The sequence below is a fragment of the Pseudomonas sp. S30 genome, from assembly GCF_016518545.1.
Classification (GTDB): Bacteria; Pseudomonadota; Gammaproteobacteria; order Pseudomonadales; family Pseudomonadaceae; genus Aquipseudomonas.
The window spans coordinates 341,939-358,379 of sequence record NZ_JACVTO010000001.1; the positions used below are offsets into that span (position 1 = coordinate 341,939).

The window sequence follows — 16,441 nt, forward strand, 5'->3', positions numbered from 1 at the left end:
TGTTATCTGCCATCTACAACTCAGTCGCCTGATGATTGCGGCCTAATCTTCATGGCGTGCTGTCGTACAGCGCGCACGGTGGTCCATGATTAAGCACTCAGCCTTCATAAATTACAGTCCGCCAACACCCACTGACCGCGCCGTCACTTCGTGAGCCACTGACCATAGGCTTCCACGTCGATCATGGGAACGGTTCCACTGAACTGGAGCTGGGCGATCAGCTTGAACAGAAACGCCGTGGCCGGCTTGTTTTCGTTGATGTAGCTGTAGTTTCCCGTGGCAGGGTCGTGAAAGAAGTGTCCATGGGCGGCGACGCAACCGACGTCAAGACGCCCATCGGCCAACTCGGCTTTCAGTGCCTTATCCATCGAGGGTCCCAGGGTGGGACTCCATTCGCTCTCGAAGGTGAGCAGGCCGCCGAGTATCGGAATGAGCGGTTTGGCCGGATAAGTTCCACCGGCATGAGGGATAGGCAGGCTCGTGCGGTGCAACCTGCGCACACTAGCCACCTTCTCCTGCGCATAAGCGACCAACGCGGCATCAGCGGTTTGCTTGGCCTCGAACACGGCATACACGCTTTCGGCAGGGATGATCGTCTCGTTCTCATAGGTGAAGATGAACGGCGAATACTGCCGATCAAAGACGACGACGTCGATCTGCTGGCTGAAGTTTCCCAAGCTGTCCACCACGTGCGCCTTGGCCGCTTGGTATCGTTTGGGAAGATACGTGTCCAGCATGCTGATCCAGACGTTTTCACTGGCATCGCCTTTCGTGCCCGGATGCGCGAAGCTCTTGCGCACCACGGACAGGCGCTGCTGGATATCGTCATGCAACGACGACAGCAGTTGGGAAAGCGACCATTGAGACATGCTCTACCTCGACTGAATGGTGGGAGAACCGGGAACTCAGGACAACGGAAACTTCGGTCCAAAAAGCGTGCGCCAGGCACGAAGCGCTTCAAGGTTACGCCCGCGCCGGCTGTGGTCGATGGCAATTGCTGCGTCGCGACTCGCTTGCGCCAGCAATTCCTGCGCTCGCTGTTTGCGTGCGGCATCCATGTCGTTACTGATCGCCGGACCCAAACCTGCAGGATCGGGCCATTCGTCGTGGACGCGGTCTGCGAGCGTGGCGAAGAACGACTGGACCTCGCGATCAAACGAGCCTCCCCAGCCACCGTAGAGGCATTCCAGCGCCATGACCTCAATGAGGAAAGATGGCTTTACCGGCTTGTCAGTACCGTGCTTGGGATTGTTGTTCCAGTACTTCACCATGCGCACGAGACCCTTCCACTCGTTGCCGTAGGCCTGATGCGCCGCCGTTGCTTTCTCCTTGTGGATTTCAGGATCCGTCTTGATCCATTTTCCGGAAGCCGAGTCGGGGATCTCGTATTCGCTTCCCGTGTCGAAGGCAGGCACGGCATCCACACTGACCACGCGGTAGTCAGTATTGTCTTCAGCGTCGATGTGCACGCCGAAGTCAACGTTGATCGAACGCGCCTGCTTGCGGACGGCAGCAGCACCATACTTTTCTACCAACGCCGCATGAAAGTCATCCAGCACGACAGATGCGGCCTTGCCGTGATAGTGCTTCTCCGAATCCTTCAGCACGAAGAAGATGTCAATGTCTTTCAGAGGCTTGGTCTTTGTGTACCGCGCATAGGAGCCAGTCAAGAAGCTGCGGGCAATCCCGAACTTGGTCTGCAGGTAGTCCCGCACTTCATTCTGGCGCTGCGAGGCGTTCTTCTGTTCGCGCTCGTTGAGTTCAAGGCGCGATTTGAACTTCCGGAAAGCTTCATCGATCGATAGCATCAGCGCTGCCTCCAATATCCGGCCTGCCCCGCCAGGCCACTGTGTTCGACGGTCGAGCCGAGGCTCTGCTTGACCATCCCATCGGTTGACCGGTAGCTACCCTTGCTCCAGCCGTCCACATCTGGACGTTCTGGCTTCGTGTCGAGCAAGAGCTTGTACTTGGCCTGCGAAGGCAGCAGTCCAGCCTTCTTGATCGCGTACTTCAATTGTTCGGTATCCGTCCAGAAGCTGCCGTCTCCATCCGACCAGCCGTAGACGATGTCAATGTCCCATCGAGTGACTAGCTTGTCTGTCGCTGGGTCGTAGACCTCCAGGATGACTTTTCGCAGATCGCCAGTCCCGAGCCAGGTCTTGATCGCGCGCGTGTTGCTCTCCCATCGATCGGCGAAGAACTCGGGATCCAGACCACTGAGCCGGATGATGTCCTTGAGGCTCTTGAGGATGTTGTCCGTCACATACGTGACCGAATGCGTGTACGAGTAGGTGGCGACGGTACTCATGACTTGAGGAACCCTCCAAGGTCGAGCGAAAGCGCCTGTGCACTGGCGGACCGTTCGTCGGTGGCGATGCCCTGGGTCATGTCCCTCGCAGTGATGCGTGTGCTGTGCTTTTTCAAAGACGCCTGAACCCAGGTGAGTTCGTCCTTCGGGCACGGCAAAGACACCGCCCAGTCGCCCTTCAGCGGCTCGAAACCCAGCGCGTCTTCGCTGGCATCGCTGCCATCGATGGCATCCTCGTCGAAAAGGCAGTAGATGCGGGTTCGTGGCCCGTCACAGGTCGCCACGATGGGCGCACCCTTGGGGGCCTGATCGGTGATCAGGCTGGCCGCTACTCCTGCTACCGCTTTGAGCTCCGTGCGAGCGGCACTCTCTTTACCCTGTGTGAGCAGCTCAACAATAGCGTCCCAGGTTTGCAACGCATCGCGATGCGGGCTGCTACGGAACGTTCGACTGACGACAGTGGTCATCGTTGCTTTCCTCCTTGAAGACGCGCTTGCTCGGCTTGGCCGATCGCACTGCGCAGATGATCGATCGACAACTTGTTGGGATCGATTGCGACTTGGGGATCTGCGGCAAGCGCGTTTGCTACCACCTTTCGGATGGCGCGGCCGTCCAGCCCCACGCATTCGCCAGCGCAAGCGTCGAACTGGGCCCCCGAGGCAATTTTGCCGATGTGCGGAAAGGTCTTGGCCAGCCCCTTCAAACACTCAATGAGTATCTGCTTGCATGCCTCTTTGCCCGGCAACGGCACCTCCATCACCATGTCGCAACGAGACATGAAGGCGCTGTCGACCGCTTGCGGGAAATTACTGGTGGCCACGAACAACAGATGCGGGTGTTGTTCGGCAAGGATGTCCAACTGAACCAGCACCGCGTCTGTCGCACGATGGACGTCGACGGGATTGGCCTCCAGGCTGAGCTTCGATCGGTCCGCTGCAAGAGTCTCAACTTCGTCGAGCAGCACGATGGTAGGCCCCACCGCGGCAGCTTCGGCGATAGATTGCGAGAAGAGTTCCGCCACTGCGCGCTGTGTCTTGCCCATCGCAGAACTGGTCAGTGTATGAGGATCGACTTCAAGCAAACGAAACTTCCCCGAAGGGAACGATTCCGCCACACGGTGCGCCAGGCCGCGCGCCAATGATGTCTTACCCGTTCCCGGTGGTCCCACCAGCAGAATCACACCATGCAGCGGCAACACCGTGCGCTCCACCCTGGGCCGTACCGTGAAGTTGACGATCGCCTGAGAGAGCAGTTGCTTCTTGCGCGCCTCGTCCATCACGATGGAGTCCCACAGCGCGCCCAGCGAGGCGTCTGGCAGCTTCCAGCTTCGGTGGATGCCTTTCGGCAGGGATACATCCGTCGGGGGATTCTTGGTCATCCGTGTGTCTCAACAGGTCAGAGGATGGTGCGGTAGCCGGCAAGCACCTTGGTGGTCTGGACCAGGCCTTGGCGCAGCAAGATATCGAGATAGCGATCGACGTCGATCGTCGGGTTCCTCAGTTGGGCACGCTGGCGCTGTGCGGCCGAGACGACTGCAGCCGCATCCAGATCCAGCAAGTTGTCCACGAACTCATCCGGGTGCTGCGATTCGACGCCGTAGGGCGCCAGCAGCTCATTCGGAAAATCTCGCTGGTTGAATGTCACGATCACACTCGCCCCACAGCGAATCGCGGCGGCCAGCACGTGACGGTCGTCCGGATCTGGCAAGGTCAGACCGGCCGCGAGCGATTCATACCCTTCTACCAATCCATCGGGGATGGCACGATCCATCAGGTCAGACGTTCGGTCGACTTGCGCCCTGGTGAGATCGGGCCGATTGATCAGCAGGTTGCGTTTCCACTCCTCGTGAATGGTTTGGCTCCAGCGCGCTCGGAACCGACCGGACAAACCCAGCCACATCAGGAAGTCCCGCAGCGGAGCGGGATAGAGAACGCATGCGTCGTAGATGGCTGTGAAGGGGGAATGCCTCATTCGTACCCCATTCCCAACTCTTGCGACTGCTGTGTGAGTTCAACCATCGCTTGCTCGCTGGCGCGCTCACGCGCCTCCTTGTACTGCATCAGGTCGGCAAACCTCACCCTGCGGTGCTTGCCGGTCCGATGAAACGCCAACACCCCATCTTCGAGCAGTTTGACGAAATGCGGGCGGGACACGTTGAGCAGGTCTGCGGCCTCCTGTGTTGTCAGCTCGGCATGGACAGGAACCACCTTCACAGCATTGCCGTCGGCCAGTTCGGCCAAGATGTCCACCAACAAACGCAAGGCCGAGGTCGGCAGCTCGACTTGGTGCGCCTGCTTCTGGTCATCGAAAATCTGGATGTGCTGGGTTTCAAACTGCGTGGCGAGGTAGGCAGCCAAGGCCCGTTGACCCTGCACGGCTGCCTTCACCTCACCCTCGGCGGGCAGAGTCATCTTGGATTGGACAGTAACGGTCATGGGTATCTCCTGGGCGAAAACGGGTTGCGAGCCGCATCTTAGTCGAAATAAACGAAAAGCGCAATAAACGAAACGAAGCATCGATCTCGGCCGTTCGGCCGCCGTCACTCGCCTCCGCGTCAATAGGGGAACGAGCCAGTTCGGATTGTTTGCGGCCTAAAACACCGCTGATCTCCAGGATCTGGCCATTGCTGATCACACAGGAATGGCGCGATGTTGGCTCCGATCTGGCAGCGCGCCGCGCATCGCGGCGTGCCCATTTTTCTCGTGACGGCCCTGCTGCTGGGTCAATCCCCAACGGCGTTGGCCGAGTCCCCCGCACAGCGCCAGGAGCTGGTCGCCGCGCTTCGCCAGCTCGACGCCCTGGAGCGCACCGTCGCCGACAGCGCCGCGCATCCCCCCATCCGGCCGGGCGAGCGCTACCACTTCGATTACTCACGGCTGCTGGCTGACTTGGCACGCGTGCGCGCCGGCATCCAGGCCCATCTGACACCTTCGCGTGCCCAGCCGCGCGACCTAGCCGAACTGGCCGGCGACTACCGCACCGAGCGGGTCGCCCTGCCCGCCCCGACGACTCCTGCGGAAGGCAAGCCATGAACGGCGCCCAGGTCTCGGCATTTCAAGCCAACAGCGGCATCGCGCCGTCGGCGATGGCGACCGTTCTGGTCGGCGCCGTGTTCGCGGTCCTGCTCGTCTGGGGCGTCTGGGCCATCCGAACGGCCTACGTGGGGTGGTCCGAGAGCCGCCTCAACCAGCGCCAGTTCCTCGGCGTCTGCGTCCGCTTCGTCGCGATGTACCTCGTCCTGAGCTTCTTCCTCCTCTCCTGACCTGAAAGGCACGACCATGCAAAACCGCATCCACCATTCCCGTCTTGCTAAGCGCGCCGCTGTGGCCCTAGGAGCCGCCGCGCTGCCCGCGCTTTCGTTCGCGCAAGGCTTGCCGCAGTTGGAAAACCCGACGCGCGGCACCGGCAACGGCATCATGGAAACGATCAGGAACTACGGCTACGACATCATCATGCTCGTGGCGCTCCTGGTCGTGGCGTCAATGTTTATCGGCGTCTGCTACCACGCCTACGGAACCTACGCGGAAATCCACACCGGCCGTAAGACCTGGGGCCAGTTCGGCCTCACCGTCGCGATCGGTGCCGTGCTGCTCGTGATCGGCATCTGGCTGCTCACCGAAGCCACCGGCATCCTGTAAGGCGAGGCCGGTATGTCCGAGCAGCAGCACGTCCGTGCGGACGGGACGGTCACGTTCCTTCCGCACCGGCTCAACCGCCATCCCGTTGTCGTGCGCGGCCTCACCGCCGACGAACTGTGGATCTGCTGCGGCCTGTCCGGCGCCGCCGGCCTGCTGGTCGGCGCGCCGCTGTCCTGGGTGTTCCGCACGATTGCCATCGCGCCGACGTTCGTCGTCCTGGGGGTGGCCCTAGGCGTCTTCATCGGCGGCGGCATCCTGCGCCGGCTCAAGCGCGGGCGTCCCGATACCTGGCTGTACCGGCAACTGCAATGGCGCATCGCTACGCGCCATCCGCTGATGGCGGGCTGGGTAGGCGGCCACGTGCTGATCTCGCGCTCCGGCTTCTGGTCCACCCGAAGGTCTGCCGCAAGGGGGGCACGATGAGCCGCTTCAAGAACGAAATCACCCATCTGCAGGCGCACATCAAGACGCTTCGCCTGGGTGCTGGCGCGCTGGTCATCGTCGCCCTGGTCATGGGCGGCGGCTGGTGGAGCGCTCCGCGCGACCTGACCATCCACGTCCCGCCCGACCTGCGCTCCGGCAGTACCCGAAAGTGGTGGGAAGTGCCGCCCGAATCGGTCTATGCGTTCACGTTCTACGTGTTCCAGACCCTCAACCGCTGGCCGACGAACGGCGAAGAGGACTACCCGCGCAACCTCCATACGCTTTCGCCGTATCTCACCCCGTCCTGCCAGGCCTTCCTGCGCGCGGACTACGACTACCGCCGCAGCACGGGCGAGCTGCGCCAGCGCGTGCGCGGCATCTACGAAATCCCTGGCCGCGGCTACGGCGACGACCCCACGGCGCGCGTGCGCGTGGTCTCCGACCGCGACTGGGTGGTGACGCTCGACATCACCGCGGACGAGTACTACGGGGCGGAGCAAGTCAAACGCGCCCTGGTGCGCTACCCCGTGAAGGTCACGCGGGTGGACATCGATCCCGCCCGCAACCCCTTCGGCCTGGCGCTGGACTGCTACGACGGCGCGCCCCAGCGCATCAGCGCACCGGAGCCGACGCGCCCGGCGTCCGGCGGCCTGTCTCCGCAAGCGCCCCAAGGAGGAAACACCCCATGAAGCATCCTGTACTCGTGCTGCTGGGGCTGCTGGCCGTGGCCGCGGCACCCGTCTCCCATGCTGTGGAGATCCTGCGCTGGGAACGCATGCCGCTCGCGGTGCCGCTGAAGGTGGGCCAGGAGCGCATCGTGTTCATCGACCGGAACGTCCGCGTGGGCGTGCCTGCGGGCGTGGGCGAACGCCTGCGCGTGCAGAGCGCGGGTGGCGCGGTGTACCTGCGCGCCAGCGAGCCGATCGAGCCCACGCGGCTGCAACTGCAGGACGCCGACACGGGCGCGCTGATCCTGCTCGACATCGCGGCCGAGCCGCCCAAGGACGGCGAAGCCGAGCTGGAGCCGGTGCGCATTGTCGAGGGCAGCAGCACCCCGGCGCGCTACGGCGATCAGGCCGGCGGTGCCGATGAGGCCCCGGCACGCACCCAGGATCAGACAGGCGCTCGTGCGGCACGGCGCGAAACCCCGGTTTCGGTCGTCCTGACGCGCTTCGCCGCTCAGAACCTCTACGCGCCCCTGCGCACCGTGGAGCCGCTGCCTGGCATCATGCGGGTGAACCTGCGCCGCGACCTCGACCTCGGCACGCTGATGCCGACGCTGCCCGTGCGCGCGGTCGCGCTCGCGTCGTGGCGTCTGGAAGACCAGTGGGTCACCGCCGTGCGCCTGACCAACAGCAGTAGCGGCTGGGTCACGCTCGACCCGCGCGTGCTGCAAGGCGATTTCCTCACCGCCACCTTCCAGCACGAAACGCTCGGTCCCCGCGGGAAGCCCGAGGACACGACCGTCCTGTATCTGGTGACGCGCGGGCGCGGCCTCGCGCAATCGCTGCTGCCGGCGATCCACCGCTTCGACCCGGCTGCGCACCTGCCGCAGCCGGAAGCTGAAGCCGACGACGGCAAGGGGGCCCGCCATGCGCAGTAACGGCTTGCTCAAGTGGCTGATGATCCCGGTTGCCTTGCTGGTGCTGTTCGTTGCCATTCGGCTGTTCTCCGGCGGAAGCACGTCGACACCGCCCACCGCGGATGCCGGCTCCAAGCTCACGCCCGAGGAAATGAAGGCTTTGGGCATCGAAGGCGATACCCCCCGGGATACTGTGGCAACGCTCGTCGCCCAGGTGAAGCAGTTGCGCACCGAGCTTCAGACCGCGCTGACCGACAACAAGTCGCAGCGCGAGGAAAACCAGCGGCTGCGCCAGCGCGAGAACTCCATCGATCAGCGCATCAATTCGGCCATCGAATCCGAGCGCTCCAACCTGCGCCGCGACCAGGAACAGGCGGCCAGTGCGCGACAGCAGACCGAAGGGCTGCTCGCCGACCTGCAGCGACGCCTGGACAGCATCGGCGGACGCGGCGGCGGCCACGCTGATCTGCCTGTGGGCCTGGGGCTGCGCGATGGCGACGAGGCCGGCATGGAAGGCGGCATGCACTGGGTCGAGCCGGACGACGCCAAGGAGGCCGAGGGACGCAACAGCGGTCGTGGAACGGGCAGCGCCGTGAGCTTCCCGACGAGTTTCGGCCCAGCGCAAAGCGCCCTGGAAGCGACGGCGGAAACCGTGGCGAACGCGGGTGCCCGCGCCGCAGGCGTCACGACCGCGAAGGCCGTCTATACCGTGCCGACCAATTCGACGCTGATGGGATCGGTGTCGATGACCGCGCTGATCGGTCGCGTGCCGATCGACGGAACCGTCAACGATCCGTATCCGTTCAAAGTCCTGGTCGGCCCGGACAACCTGACGGCCAATGGCATCGACATTCCCGACGTTGCTGGTGCGGTGTTCTCCGGCACCGCCTCGGGCGACTGGACGCTCTCGTGCGTGCGCGGCCAGGTGCGCAGCATCACCTTTGTCTTTCACGACGGCACGATCCGCACCATCCCCGAAGACCGCGACGGCAACCAGCAGAACAACCAGCAGCAGAACTCTCAAACCGGGGGCCTGGGCTGGATCAGTGACCCGTATGGCATCCCCTGCGTCAGCGGCGAGCGGCGCAGCAACGCCCAGCAATACCTCGGCTCGCAGGCCCTGATCACCGCGGCCGGTGCCGGCGTGGCCTCGCTGATCGACAGCGACAGCGGCCAGATGTCCTACGTGGGCGCGGATGGCTCCATCGGCAGCGTCGGCATCTCGGGCAACGAAGCCATGGGTCGCATCCTGGCTGGCGGCGTGCGCGACATGGCGGACTGGGTGAACAAGTTGTACGGGCAGGCCTTCGCGGCCGTCTATGTCCAGCCCGGCGCGAAGGTCGCCGTCCACCTCGAAAAGCCGCTCGCCATCGACTTCGATCCCGTAGGCCGCAAGGTCGATCACCGCGCAGGAGAAAGCCATGCTCTCGAACTTGAATAGGGGCCTGGCGCTGGCCCTCGCCGTCGCGGTGCTCGGCGGCTGCGCCACCAGCAAGGAAAAGCTGCTGCCTCACGGCGACGGCACGATGATGGACATCTGGCAGCAGAACGCCGGCGACGGCGGCGGGAGCGCCGGCCAGGCGGCACGCCGGCAGTTGCTCGATGCCCGCCAGAGCCTGCGCCGGCCGCTGACCGACGCCGATGTGCAGGCCGCGCCTGCCGAGCAGATGCGCTACACGCGCACGGCGCGCAACGAGGTCTATCGCCAGTTCCAGCGCCTGCCCAACCCCGATCTCGTCATGTACGTGTACCCGCACCTGGCAGGCACTGACCCCGTTCCCGTGCCGGGCTACACAACGGTTTTCCCGCTGTACCAGCGCGTGCAGTACGCCATGCCGGGCGAGCGCGTGGAGGACTACTGATGCGCTGGAAACTTCCCTGGCCGAAGCTGGCCAAATCCAGCGCCGGCGACGACGAGCAGCCGGACGGCTGGCAGCGCCACGTTGAGGCCTTGCGCCAGGCCGGCGTCCCCGAACCCGGCGCGGCGGTCCAGGGCCGCAGGCCGGCGACCGTGGCCGACGAGCAGGCGCTGTACGACGTCGCGCCGTCGTTCGCGGAACTGCTGCCATGGGTGGAGTTCCTGCCGCAGTCGAAATCCATGCTGCTCGAAGACGGGCAATCCGTGGCGGCCTTCTACGAGTTGGTGCCGCTGGGCACCGAGGGGCGGGAACCCGGCTGGCTGGCACATGCCCGTGATGCGCTCGAAAACGCCCTGCAAGACAGTTTCGATGAACTGGACGAGAACCCCTGGGTGCTCCAGCTCTACGCCCAGGACGAGCCCAGCTTCGACCAGTACATGCAGACCCTGCGCGACTACGTGCAGCCGCGCGCCCGCGATACCGCGTTCTCCGAGTTCTACCTGCGCTTCTTCGGCCACCACCTGCGCGCGGTGGCCAAGCCGGGCGGCCTGTTCGAGGACACCGTGGTCACGCGGCTGCGCTGGCGCGGCCAGACGCGGCGCGTGCGGATGGTCGTCTATCGGCGTGCCACCGGGCAGGCAAGCCGCCGCGGCCAGACGCCCGAGCAGATGCTGAACATCGTATGCGACCGCCTGTGCGGTGGCTTGGCGAACGCCGGCATCCAGGCACGGCGCATGGCCGCGGCCGACGTCCACGACTGGCTGCTGCGGTGGTTCAATCCGCGCCCCACGATGCTTGGGTCGAGTGCAGAGGACCGCGAGCGCTTCTACGCGCTGGCGCGCTACCCCGACGAGACCGAGGACGGCGAAATCGAGCTGGCGAGCGGGCGGGATTTCAGCCAGCGGTTGTTCTTCGGCCAGCCACGCTCCGACATGGAGCACGGCACCTGGTACTTCGACGGCATGCCGCACCGCGTGCTGATCACCGACCGGCTGCGCATGCCGCCCGGCACCGGACACCTGACCGGCGAGACTCGCAAAGGGGATGCCATCAACACGCTGTTCGACCAGATGCCGGAAGACACCTTGCTTTGTCTCACGATGGTCGCCACGCCGCAGGATGTGCTGGAAGCGGATCTCAACCACCTGGCGAAGAAGGCCGTGGGCGAGACGCTGGCGTCGGAGCAGACGCTCAAGGACGTTCAGGAAGCCCGCTCCCTGATCGGCAGCGCGCACAAGCTCTACCGCGGGACGCTGGCGTTCTACCTGCGCGGACGCGACGAGGCGGAACTGGACCGGCGCGGCCTGGACCTGGCGAACGTGATGCTCAACGCCGGCTTGCAGCCGGTGCGCGAGGACGACGAGGTGGCGCCCCTCAACAGCTACGTGCGCTGGCTGCCGTGCTGCTACAACCCCGGCCAGGACCGGCGCAAGTGGTACACCCAACTGATTTTCGCCCAACACGCGGCGAACCTGTCGCCGGTGTGGGGGCGTGCCCAGGGTACGGGGCATCCCGGCATCACGATGTTCAACCGTGGTGGCGGCCCGATTACGTTTGACCCCTTGAACAGGTTGGACCGGCAGATGAACGCCCACCTCTTCCTGTTCGGCCCTACGGGCTCGGGCAAGAGCGCCACGCTCAACAACCTCTTGAACCAAGTCACGGCCATCTACCGGCCACGGCTCTTTATCGTGGAGGCTGGCAACAGCTTCGGCCTGTTCAGCGATTTCGCCAAGCGCCTGGGCCTGACCGTGAACCGGGTAAAGCTGGCCCCAGGCTCAGGCATCAGCCTGGCACCGTTTGCGGATGCGCGCCGACTGATCGAAACACCCAGCGACGTGCAGACGCTCGATGCCGATGCGCTGGATGAAGAACAGCCGGCGGGTACTCCCGCCATTGAGGCGGACGAACAACGCGATGTGCTGGGCGAACTGGAGATCACGGCTCGGCTGATGATCACGGGCGGCGAAGACAAGGAAGAAGCCCGGATGACGCGGGCCGACCGATCGCTGATCCGCCAGTGCATCCTCGATGCCGCCGAGCACTGCGTGGCCGAGATGCGCACGGTGCTCACGCGCGATGTGCGCAATGCGCTGCGCGCCCGCGGCCAGGATCCGACGCTACCCGAGATGCGGCGCGTGCGGCTCATGGAGATGGCGGACGCGATGGACATGTTCTGCCAAGGCACAGACGGCGAGATGTTCGACCGCGATGGCACGCCATGGCCCGAAGCCGATATCACCCTGGTCGATCTGGCGACCTACGCCCGCGAGGGCTACAACGCCCAGCTCTCCATCGCCTACATCAGCCTGATCAACACGGTGAACAACATCGCCGAACGCGACCAGTATCTGGGCCGGCCGATCGTCAACGTCACAGACGAAGGACACATCATCACCAAAAATCCATTGCTTGCGCCCTACGTGGTCAAGATCACAAAAATGTGGCGCAAGTTAGGGGCCTGGTATTGGCTGGCTACGCAGAATATCGACGATCTGCCGCGCGCCGCCGAGCCCATGCTCAACATGATCGAGTGGTGGATCTGTCTCAGCATGCCGCCTGATGAAGTCGAGAAGATCGCGCGGTTCCGCGAACTCTCGCCCGCGCAGAAAGCGCTGATGCTGTCGGCGCGCAAAGAAGCCGGGAAGTTCACCGAGGGCGTCATCCTCTCCAAGAGCATGGAGGTGCTTTTCCGCGCCGTGCCGCCGAGCCTGTACCTCGCGCTCGCGCAAACCGAACCCGAAGAGAAGGCCGAGCGCTACCAGCTCATGCAGCGGTACGGCTGCACCGAACTGGAAGCGGCCTTCAAGGTGGCCGAGAAGATCGACCAGGCGCGCGGCATCGAGTCGCCGGCCCTGGGACTGTCGTAAGCCGGAGAACGCCATGGAACAGAAACGTCCTTCCATCCCGATGCAGGTCCAGGCGTCCCGCCGTCGCCGCTGGCGGCCTCGCTGGCCCTTGGCATTGGCTGCTGCGCTGGTCGCGCCGCTGCTGATCTGGCTGGTCTCCAGGACGCCGGGCGATTCCTCAGTGCCGTCGCCCGCGTCGGTCAGCACGGCGCAGGTCGTTGGGCGACCCTGGCAGATGGGCAACCCGGAGGGCCGTTTCACACTGACGCTCTATGCCGACCTGGAATGCCCGTTCTGCAGGGAGTACTTCCCGCAGCTCAAGCGCTGGGTCGTCAACAACACCGACGTGGCCCTGCAATGGCATCACCAGCCGCTGGCCGCGCACGAGCCGGCCGCGTCGGCCGAGGCGAGCCTAGCCGAGTGCGTCGCCGAAGCTGGCGGCCCTGAGGCATTCTGGCAGGCGGTCGAATGGGTCTATGCCCATACGCACAGCGACGGCCAGGGCTTGCCCGAAGGGCTTCGCTACCCCGAATCCACGCCGGCCATAGAGCAGTGCATGGCGAGCGAGCGACCCAACGCGGCCATCCGCGCGCAGGCCGCGGAAGCCACCAAGAACGGCGTGACCGCCACGCCGTCGCTGCGACTGCTCGATCGCCAGACGGGCCAGGCCATCCTGCTGCAGGGGCCGATCGAGGGTGATGCCTTGCTCTCGGCCATGGACATGCTGGTGGCAGATGATTCCACCGCGGCGTCAGCTACGGAAGTGCCCTCGAACCCGGACCGCTCGTCGCCGCCTTGATTCATACATTTGTACAAGGCGCGCCCGTCGAGTGACATTTTTAACGATGTTCAGCTCCTTTCTACATCAATAGATTCCAGTGCTAGGCACTGTCGATTACTAATAAGAAAGGAGACAACAAATGCCTATTCAGACGGAGCATGATCCGAGGCTGAAGCGTGCGCTCAAGACACGGCACATCAGCATGCTGGCACTGGGAGGTGTCATTGGCGCAGGTCTATTCGTAGGCTCCAGCGCCGTCATTGCATCAACAGGTCCCGGCGCCTTCATCACCTACGCCATCACGGGAATCATTGTTGCCTTGGTAATGCGGATGCTGGGTGAGATGGCGGCTGCACATCCGACCAAAGGCTCTTTCGTCGATTATGCCCGCCTGGCCTTCGGCAGGCCCGCCGGATACATGACGGGCTGGTTGTACTGGTACTTCTGGGTCATCGTCGTAGGGTTCGAGGCCGTCGTAGGCGGGCAGATCATCAACGGATGGATTCCAGAGCTTCCGGTCTGGGTGATCGCACTGGGGCTGATGATCGGCATGACGCTGCTGAATCTGATGTCTGTTCACTCGTTCGGGGAAGCGGAGTATTGGTTCGCCGGCATCAAGGTGGCCGCCATCGTGGTGTTCCTGGTCATCACGGGTCTGTACGTCTTCAAGCTCTGGCCAGGCTCGACCGCAACCTTCGGCAATCTGACGCAGCATGGCGGCTTCCTGCCCAATGGGATCGCCTCACTATTCACCGGCGTAGTCGTGGTGATCTTCTCCATGACGGGCGTGGAGGTCGCCACCATCGCGGCGGCGGAGTCTGAACACCCCTCACGGAACATCAGAAAGGCCGTCAATACGGTGATGGTCCGCATCCTGGTTTTCTTCGTGCTCGCCACCTTCTTTATCGTGGTCGCACAGCCCTGGACGGAGTTGGTTCCCGGGAAGTCCCCCTTTGTGACCACGCTGGACAAGATCGGGATTCCGGGTGCTGGCACCATCCTCACCGCCGTGATCCTTGTCGCGGTGCTCTCTGTCCTAAACGCCGGCCTGTACACCTCGTCGCGACTTCTCTTCGTCCTCAGTTCCAATGGCGAGGCACCCCGCTGGATCGCCGGGGTGAACCGTCGTGGCGTCCCGGTTTGCGGCGTCATCGCATCCACCATCGTCGGCTACGGGTGTGTCGTCATTGCCGCGCTTTGGCCTGACACCGTGTTCCAGTTCCTCATCAATTCCTCTGGCACCGTGTTCCTCTTCGTTTATCTGATGATCTGCTTGTCGCAGATGAAGCTGCGCAAGCGTTGGGTCGCCGAAGGATCGTTGAAGTTCGCCATGTGGGGACATCCATGGCTGCCCCTGCTGGTGACCGCATGCATCGTCGCGGTGCTCGTCAGCATGGCCTTCGACCCAAGCATGCGCATCAGTCTCCTGCAGTGCCTTATCGCGATTGGCGTCATCGCGGTCTCGTACGGCGTCTTTCGGATGTCGGACGTTCAACGCAAGCACGCAGTGGCGGATGCCCATCAAGCAAGAAGCTCCTAGCAGAAAGCGGCACGCCTACCGGCGCGCCGTCTCGGACTTAACCGCAATTGACAAGAAGTAGGAAGACGAAGAATGTCAGCAGGAATCGAGTTGACCAAGCTGCCAAACCGGCCGCTTTGGTTCGAGCCCGGCCAGGCCCGGGAGCGCCTGGAAGGTGCGATTGAAGCCGACGTGGCTATCGTCGGCGCGGGGTACACCGGGTTATGGACTGCCTACTATCTGCTGAAGAGCGATCCCACGCTGAGAGTGGTGCTGCTAGAACGTCGCGAGGTGGGTTTCGGTGCGTCTGGCCGCAACGGCGGGTGGGCCTCGGCAATATTTCCGATCTCGCTTCCCCGGGTCGCCCATATGTACTCCCATCGGGCTGCTTTGAGTTTGCAGTCTGCAATGAACGAAACGGTCGACGAGATCGGGCGGGTGCTCGCGCTGGAGGGCGTGGAAGCGGACTATTCGAAGCAGGGCTTTCTTTCTCTTGCCCGGAGTAAGCCGCAGTTGGCACGTGTTCGTGCGACCGTTGAAGCATCCGCCCGTTTCGGATTACCAGAGCAGTGGCAGGCGCTGGACGCTGGAGAAGCGGGCGCGCTGGTCGGTGCCAGAGACACGATGGGTGGCCTCTACACCGAGCATTGTGCGCTGATCCATCCTGGCAAACTCGTACGTGGATTGGCTCGGCTTGTGGAGCAAATGGGCGCGAAGATCTACGAGCGCTCTGGCGTCAACGAGCTGGACGTCGGCAGGGTTGCCACCGATCGGGGCTCGGTCAAGGCCAGTTTTACCGTGCGTGCAACAGAAGCCTTCACTTCCCAGCAGCCGGGACACGGGCGCTTTGTTATCCCGCTCTACTCCCTGGTGCTTGCCACCGAGCCATTGCCCAAGGAGGTTCTCCAGAAGCTGAACCTCGATCATCGCGTCGCCTTCAACGACATGCGTCATCTTCGCGTGTACGGCCAAGTCACGACGGAGGGGCGACTGGTGTTCGGCGGCCGGGGCGCGCCGTATCACTGGGGCTCGCGGATCGCTGATGAAGCCGACCTCGTGGACAAGGTGCATACCAAGATCCACGAGACGATGCTCGAATTCTTTCCCGACCTGTCCGAGGCACGTGTCACTCATCGCTGGGGAGGCGCGTTAGGTGTGTCGCGCGACTGGTGTCCCACTGTGAGCATCGATCGCCACCGGCGTCTGGCTTGGGCCGGCAACTACGTAGGCGATGGTGTGGCCACCAGCAACCTGGCGGGACGAGTGTTGAGGAACCTGATTCTCGAACGGGATGAAGACATTAATCAGTTGCCCTTCGTCAACCACCAGTCCCCGTCCTGGGAGCGGGAGCCCTTGCGTTGGTTGGGAATCAACAGCGGCCTTGCTGCCGCGTCGCTGAGCGACGTGGAGGAACGAATCACCAACCATCCATCCCGCACTGCGATGCTGTTGGAAAAGCTGACCGGTGCGCACTAAAAGGAG

At 63.6% G+C, this 16,441-nt stretch carries 19 protein-coding genes; 12 read left to right on the forward strand and 7 right to left on the reverse strand.

From position 1 onward, the window contains the following. Positions 1-143: 143 nt before the first annotated feature. Genes nucC through IAE34_RS01525 form a run of 7 tightly spaced genes read right to left on the reverse strand, consistent with a single transcriptional unit; the run spans position 144 to position 4,743 of the window. Positions 144-869, reverse strand: a complete 726-nt coding sequence (gene nucC / locus IAE34_RS01495; RefSeq protein ID WP_200137091.1) for a CBASS effector endonuclease NucC — start codon at positions 867-869, stop codon at positions 144-146. A gap of 36 nt (positions 870-905) precedes the next feature. Next, a complete protein-coding gene (locus tag IAE34_RS01500) occupies positions 906-1,808 on the reverse strand; it encodes a CBASS oligonucleotide cyclase (protein WP_200137092.1) in 903 nt (300 codons plus the stop codon). Further along, positions 1,808-2,308, reverse strand: coding sequence for a type III CBASS phage resistance system CD-NTase-associated protein Cap7 (gene cap7, locus IAE34_RS01505; RefSeq protein ID WP_021205714.1), 501 nt, complete (start codon positions 2,306-2,308; stop codon positions 1,808-1,810). The genes IAE34_RS01500 and cap7 overlap by 1 nt, the downstream gene beginning before the upstream one ends. After that, positions 2,305-2,775, reverse strand: a complete 471-nt coding sequence (locus tag IAE34_RS01510; RefSeq protein ID WP_021205715.1) for a hypothetical protein — start codon at positions 2,773-2,775, stop codon at positions 2,305-2,307. Before IAE34_RS01510 ends, cap7 begins: the two co-directional genes overlap by 4 nt. Then, positions 2,772-3,686, reverse strand: a complete 915-nt coding sequence (cap6, locus tag IAE34_RS01515) for a CBASS system CD-NTase-associated protein Cap6 (RefSeq protein WP_200137093.1) — start codon at positions 3,684-3,686, stop codon at positions 2,772-2,774. The genes IAE34_RS01510 and cap6 overlap by 4 nt, the downstream gene beginning before the upstream one ends. A 17-nt stretch (positions 3,687-3,703) precedes the next feature. Next, positions 3,704-4,279 carry a PIN domain-containing protein gene (locus IAE34_RS01520; RefSeq protein WP_200137094.1) on the reverse strand — a complete coding sequence of 192 codons (576 nt, stop codon included), beginning with the start codon at positions 4,277-4,279 and terminating at the stop codon, positions 3,704-3,706. Then, on the reverse strand, positions 4,276-4,743 hold the full coding sequence (locus IAE34_RS01525) for a helix-turn-helix domain-containing protein (protein ID WP_200137095.1): 468 nt from the start codon (positions 4,741-4,743) through the stop codon (positions 4,276-4,278). The genes IAE34_RS01520 and IAE34_RS01525 overlap by 4 nt, the downstream gene beginning before the upstream one ends. Positions 4,744-4,956: 213 nt before the next feature. Here IAE34_RS01525 and IAE34_RS01530 point away from each other — a divergent pair, with 213 nt between their 5' ends. From IAE34_RS01530 to IAE34_RS01585, 12 genes are all read left to right on the forward strand, one after another. Then, positions 4,957-5,340 carry an integrative conjugative element protein, RAQPRD family gene (locus IAE34_RS01530; protein ID WP_200137096.1) on the forward strand — a complete coding sequence of 128 codons (384 nt, stop codon included), beginning with the start codon at positions 4,957-4,959 and terminating at the stop codon, positions 5,338-5,340. Beyond that, complete coding sequence (locus IAE34_RS01535) at positions 5,337-5,570, forward strand: TIGR03758 family integrating conjugative element protein (protein ID WP_200137097.1); 234 nt, start codon at positions 5,337-5,339, stop codon at positions 5,568-5,570. The genes IAE34_RS01530 and IAE34_RS01535 overlap by 4 nt, the downstream gene beginning before the upstream one ends. A 16-nt stretch (positions 5,571-5,586) precedes the next feature. Further along, entirely contained in the window at positions 5,587-5,946 is a 360-nt protein-coding gene (locus tag IAE34_RS01540; protein WP_200137098.1) for a TIGR03745 family integrating conjugative element membrane protein, read from the forward strand. Between the two features lie 12 nt (positions 5,947-5,958). After that, on the forward strand, positions 5,959-6,369 hold the full coding sequence (locus IAE34_RS01545) for a TIGR03750 family conjugal transfer protein (protein ID WP_034032892.1): 411 nt from the start codon (positions 5,959-5,961) through the stop codon (positions 6,367-6,369). Continuing rightward, entirely contained in the window at positions 6,366-7,058 is a 693-nt protein-coding gene (locus tag IAE34_RS01550; RefSeq protein ID WP_200137099.1) for a PFL_4703 family integrating conjugative element protein, read from the forward strand. The genes IAE34_RS01545 and IAE34_RS01550 overlap by 4 nt, the downstream gene beginning before the upstream one ends. Then, complete coding sequence (locus IAE34_RS01555; protein WP_200137100.1) at positions 7,055-7,972, forward strand: TIGR03749 family integrating conjugative element protein; 918 nt, start codon at positions 7,055-7,057, stop codon at positions 7,970-7,972. Before IAE34_RS01550 ends, IAE34_RS01555 begins: the two co-directional genes overlap by 4 nt. Further along, positions 7,962-9,392 carry a TIGR03752 family integrating conjugative element protein gene (locus IAE34_RS01560; RefSeq protein WP_200137101.1) on the forward strand — a complete coding sequence of 477 codons (1,431 nt, stop codon included), beginning with the start codon at positions 7,962-7,964 and terminating at the stop codon, positions 9,390-9,392. Before IAE34_RS01555 ends, IAE34_RS01560 begins: the two co-directional genes overlap by 11 nt. Beyond that, positions 9,373-9,813 carry a TIGR03751 family conjugal transfer lipoprotein gene (locus IAE34_RS01565; RefSeq protein ID WP_200137102.1) on the forward strand — a complete coding sequence of 147 codons (441 nt, stop codon included), beginning with the start codon at positions 9,373-9,375 and terminating at the stop codon, positions 9,811-9,813. The genes IAE34_RS01560 and IAE34_RS01565 overlap by 20 nt, the downstream gene beginning before the upstream one ends. Next, positions 9,813-12,680, forward strand: a complete 2,868-nt coding sequence (locus IAE34_RS01570) for a conjugative transfer ATPase (protein ID WP_200137103.1) — start codon at positions 9,813-9,815, stop codon at positions 12,678-12,680. The genes IAE34_RS01565 and IAE34_RS01570 overlap by 1 nt, the downstream gene beginning before the upstream one ends. Positions 12,681-12,693: 13 nt before the next feature. After that, positions 12,694-13,458, forward strand: a complete 765-nt coding sequence (locus IAE34_RS01575; protein WP_200137104.1) for a DsbA family protein — start codon at positions 12,694-12,696, stop codon at positions 13,456-13,458. 121 nt (positions 13,459-13,579) lie between these two features. Further along, entirely contained in the window at positions 13,580-14,980 is a 1,401-nt protein-coding gene (locus IAE34_RS01580) for an amino acid permease (protein WP_200137105.1), read from the forward strand. A gap of 90 nt (positions 14,981-15,070) precedes the next feature. Further along, positions 15,071-16,435 (forward strand): NAD(P)/FAD-dependent oxidoreductase, encoded by a 1,365-nt coding sequence (locus tag IAE34_RS01585; RefSeq protein ID WP_233630862.1) that lies wholly within the window; start codon positions 15,071-15,073, stop codon positions 16,433-16,435. Positions 16,436-16,441: the final 6 nt, after the last annotated feature.

Coding starts and splice junctions, on each gene's coding strand:
- nucC (WP_200137091.1), bottom strand. CDS start 869: ATGTCTCAATGGTCGCTTTCCCAACTGCTGTCGTCGTTGCATGACGAT.
- IAE34_RS01500 (WP_200137092.1), bottom strand. CDS start 1,808: ATGCTATCGATCGATGAAGCTTTCCGGAAGTTCAAATCGCGCCTTGAA.
- cap7 (WP_021205714.1), bottom strand. CDS start 2,308: ATGAGTACCGTCGCCACCTACTCGTACACGCATTCGGTCACGTATGTG.
- IAE34_RS01510 (WP_021205715.1), bottom strand. CDS start 2,775: ATGACCACTGTCGTCAGTCGAACGTTCCGTAGCAGCCCGCATCGCGAT.
- cap6 (WP_200137093.1), bottom strand. CDS start 3,686: ATGACCAAGAATCCCCCGACGGATGTATCCCTGCCGAAAGGCATCCAC.
- IAE34_RS01520 (WP_200137094.1), bottom strand. CDS start 4,279: ATGAGGCATTCCCCCTTCACAGCCATCTACGACGCATGCGTTCTCTAT.
- IAE34_RS01525 (WP_200137095.1), bottom strand. CDS start 4,743: ATGACCGTTACTGTCCAATCCAAGATGACTCTGCCCGCCGAGGGTGAG.
- IAE34_RS01530 (WP_200137096.1), top strand. CDS start 4,957: ATGTTGGCTCCGATCTGGCAGCGCGCCGCGCATCGCGGCGTGCCCATT.
- IAE34_RS01535 (WP_200137097.1), top strand. CDS start 5,337: ATGAACGGCGCCCAGGTCTCGGCATTTCAAGCCAACAGCGGCATCGCG.
- IAE34_RS01540 (WP_200137098.1), top strand. CDS start 5,587: ATGCAAAACCGCATCCACCATTCCCGTCTTGCTAAGCGCGCCGCTGTG.
- IAE34_RS01545 (WP_034032892.1), top strand. CDS start 5,959: ATGTCCGAGCAGCAGCACGTCCGTGCGGACGGGACGGTCACGTTCCTT.
- IAE34_RS01550 (WP_200137099.1), top strand. CDS start 6,366: ATGAGCCGCTTCAAGAACGAAATCACCCATCTGCAGGCGCACATCAAG.
- IAE34_RS01555 (WP_200137100.1), top strand. CDS start 7,055: ATGAAGCATCCTGTACTCGTGCTGCTGGGGCTGCTGGCCGTGGCCGCG.
- IAE34_RS01560 (WP_200137101.1), top strand. CDS start 7,962: ATGCGCAGTAACGGCTTGCTCAAGTGGCTGATGATCCCGGTTGCCTTG.
- IAE34_RS01565 (WP_200137102.1), top strand. CDS start 9,373: ATGCTCTCGAACTTGAATAGGGGCCTGGCGCTGGCCCTCGCCGTCGCG.
- IAE34_RS01570 (WP_200137103.1), top strand. CDS start 9,813: ATGCGCTGGAAACTTCCCTGGCCGAAGCTGGCCAAATCCAGCGCCGGC.
- IAE34_RS01575 (WP_200137104.1), top strand. CDS start 12,694: ATGGAACAGAAACGTCCTTCCATCCCGATGCAGGTCCAGGCGTCCCGC.
- IAE34_RS01580 (WP_200137105.1), top strand. CDS start 13,580: ATGCCTATTCAGACGGAGCATGATCCGAGGCTGAAGCGTGCGCTCAAG.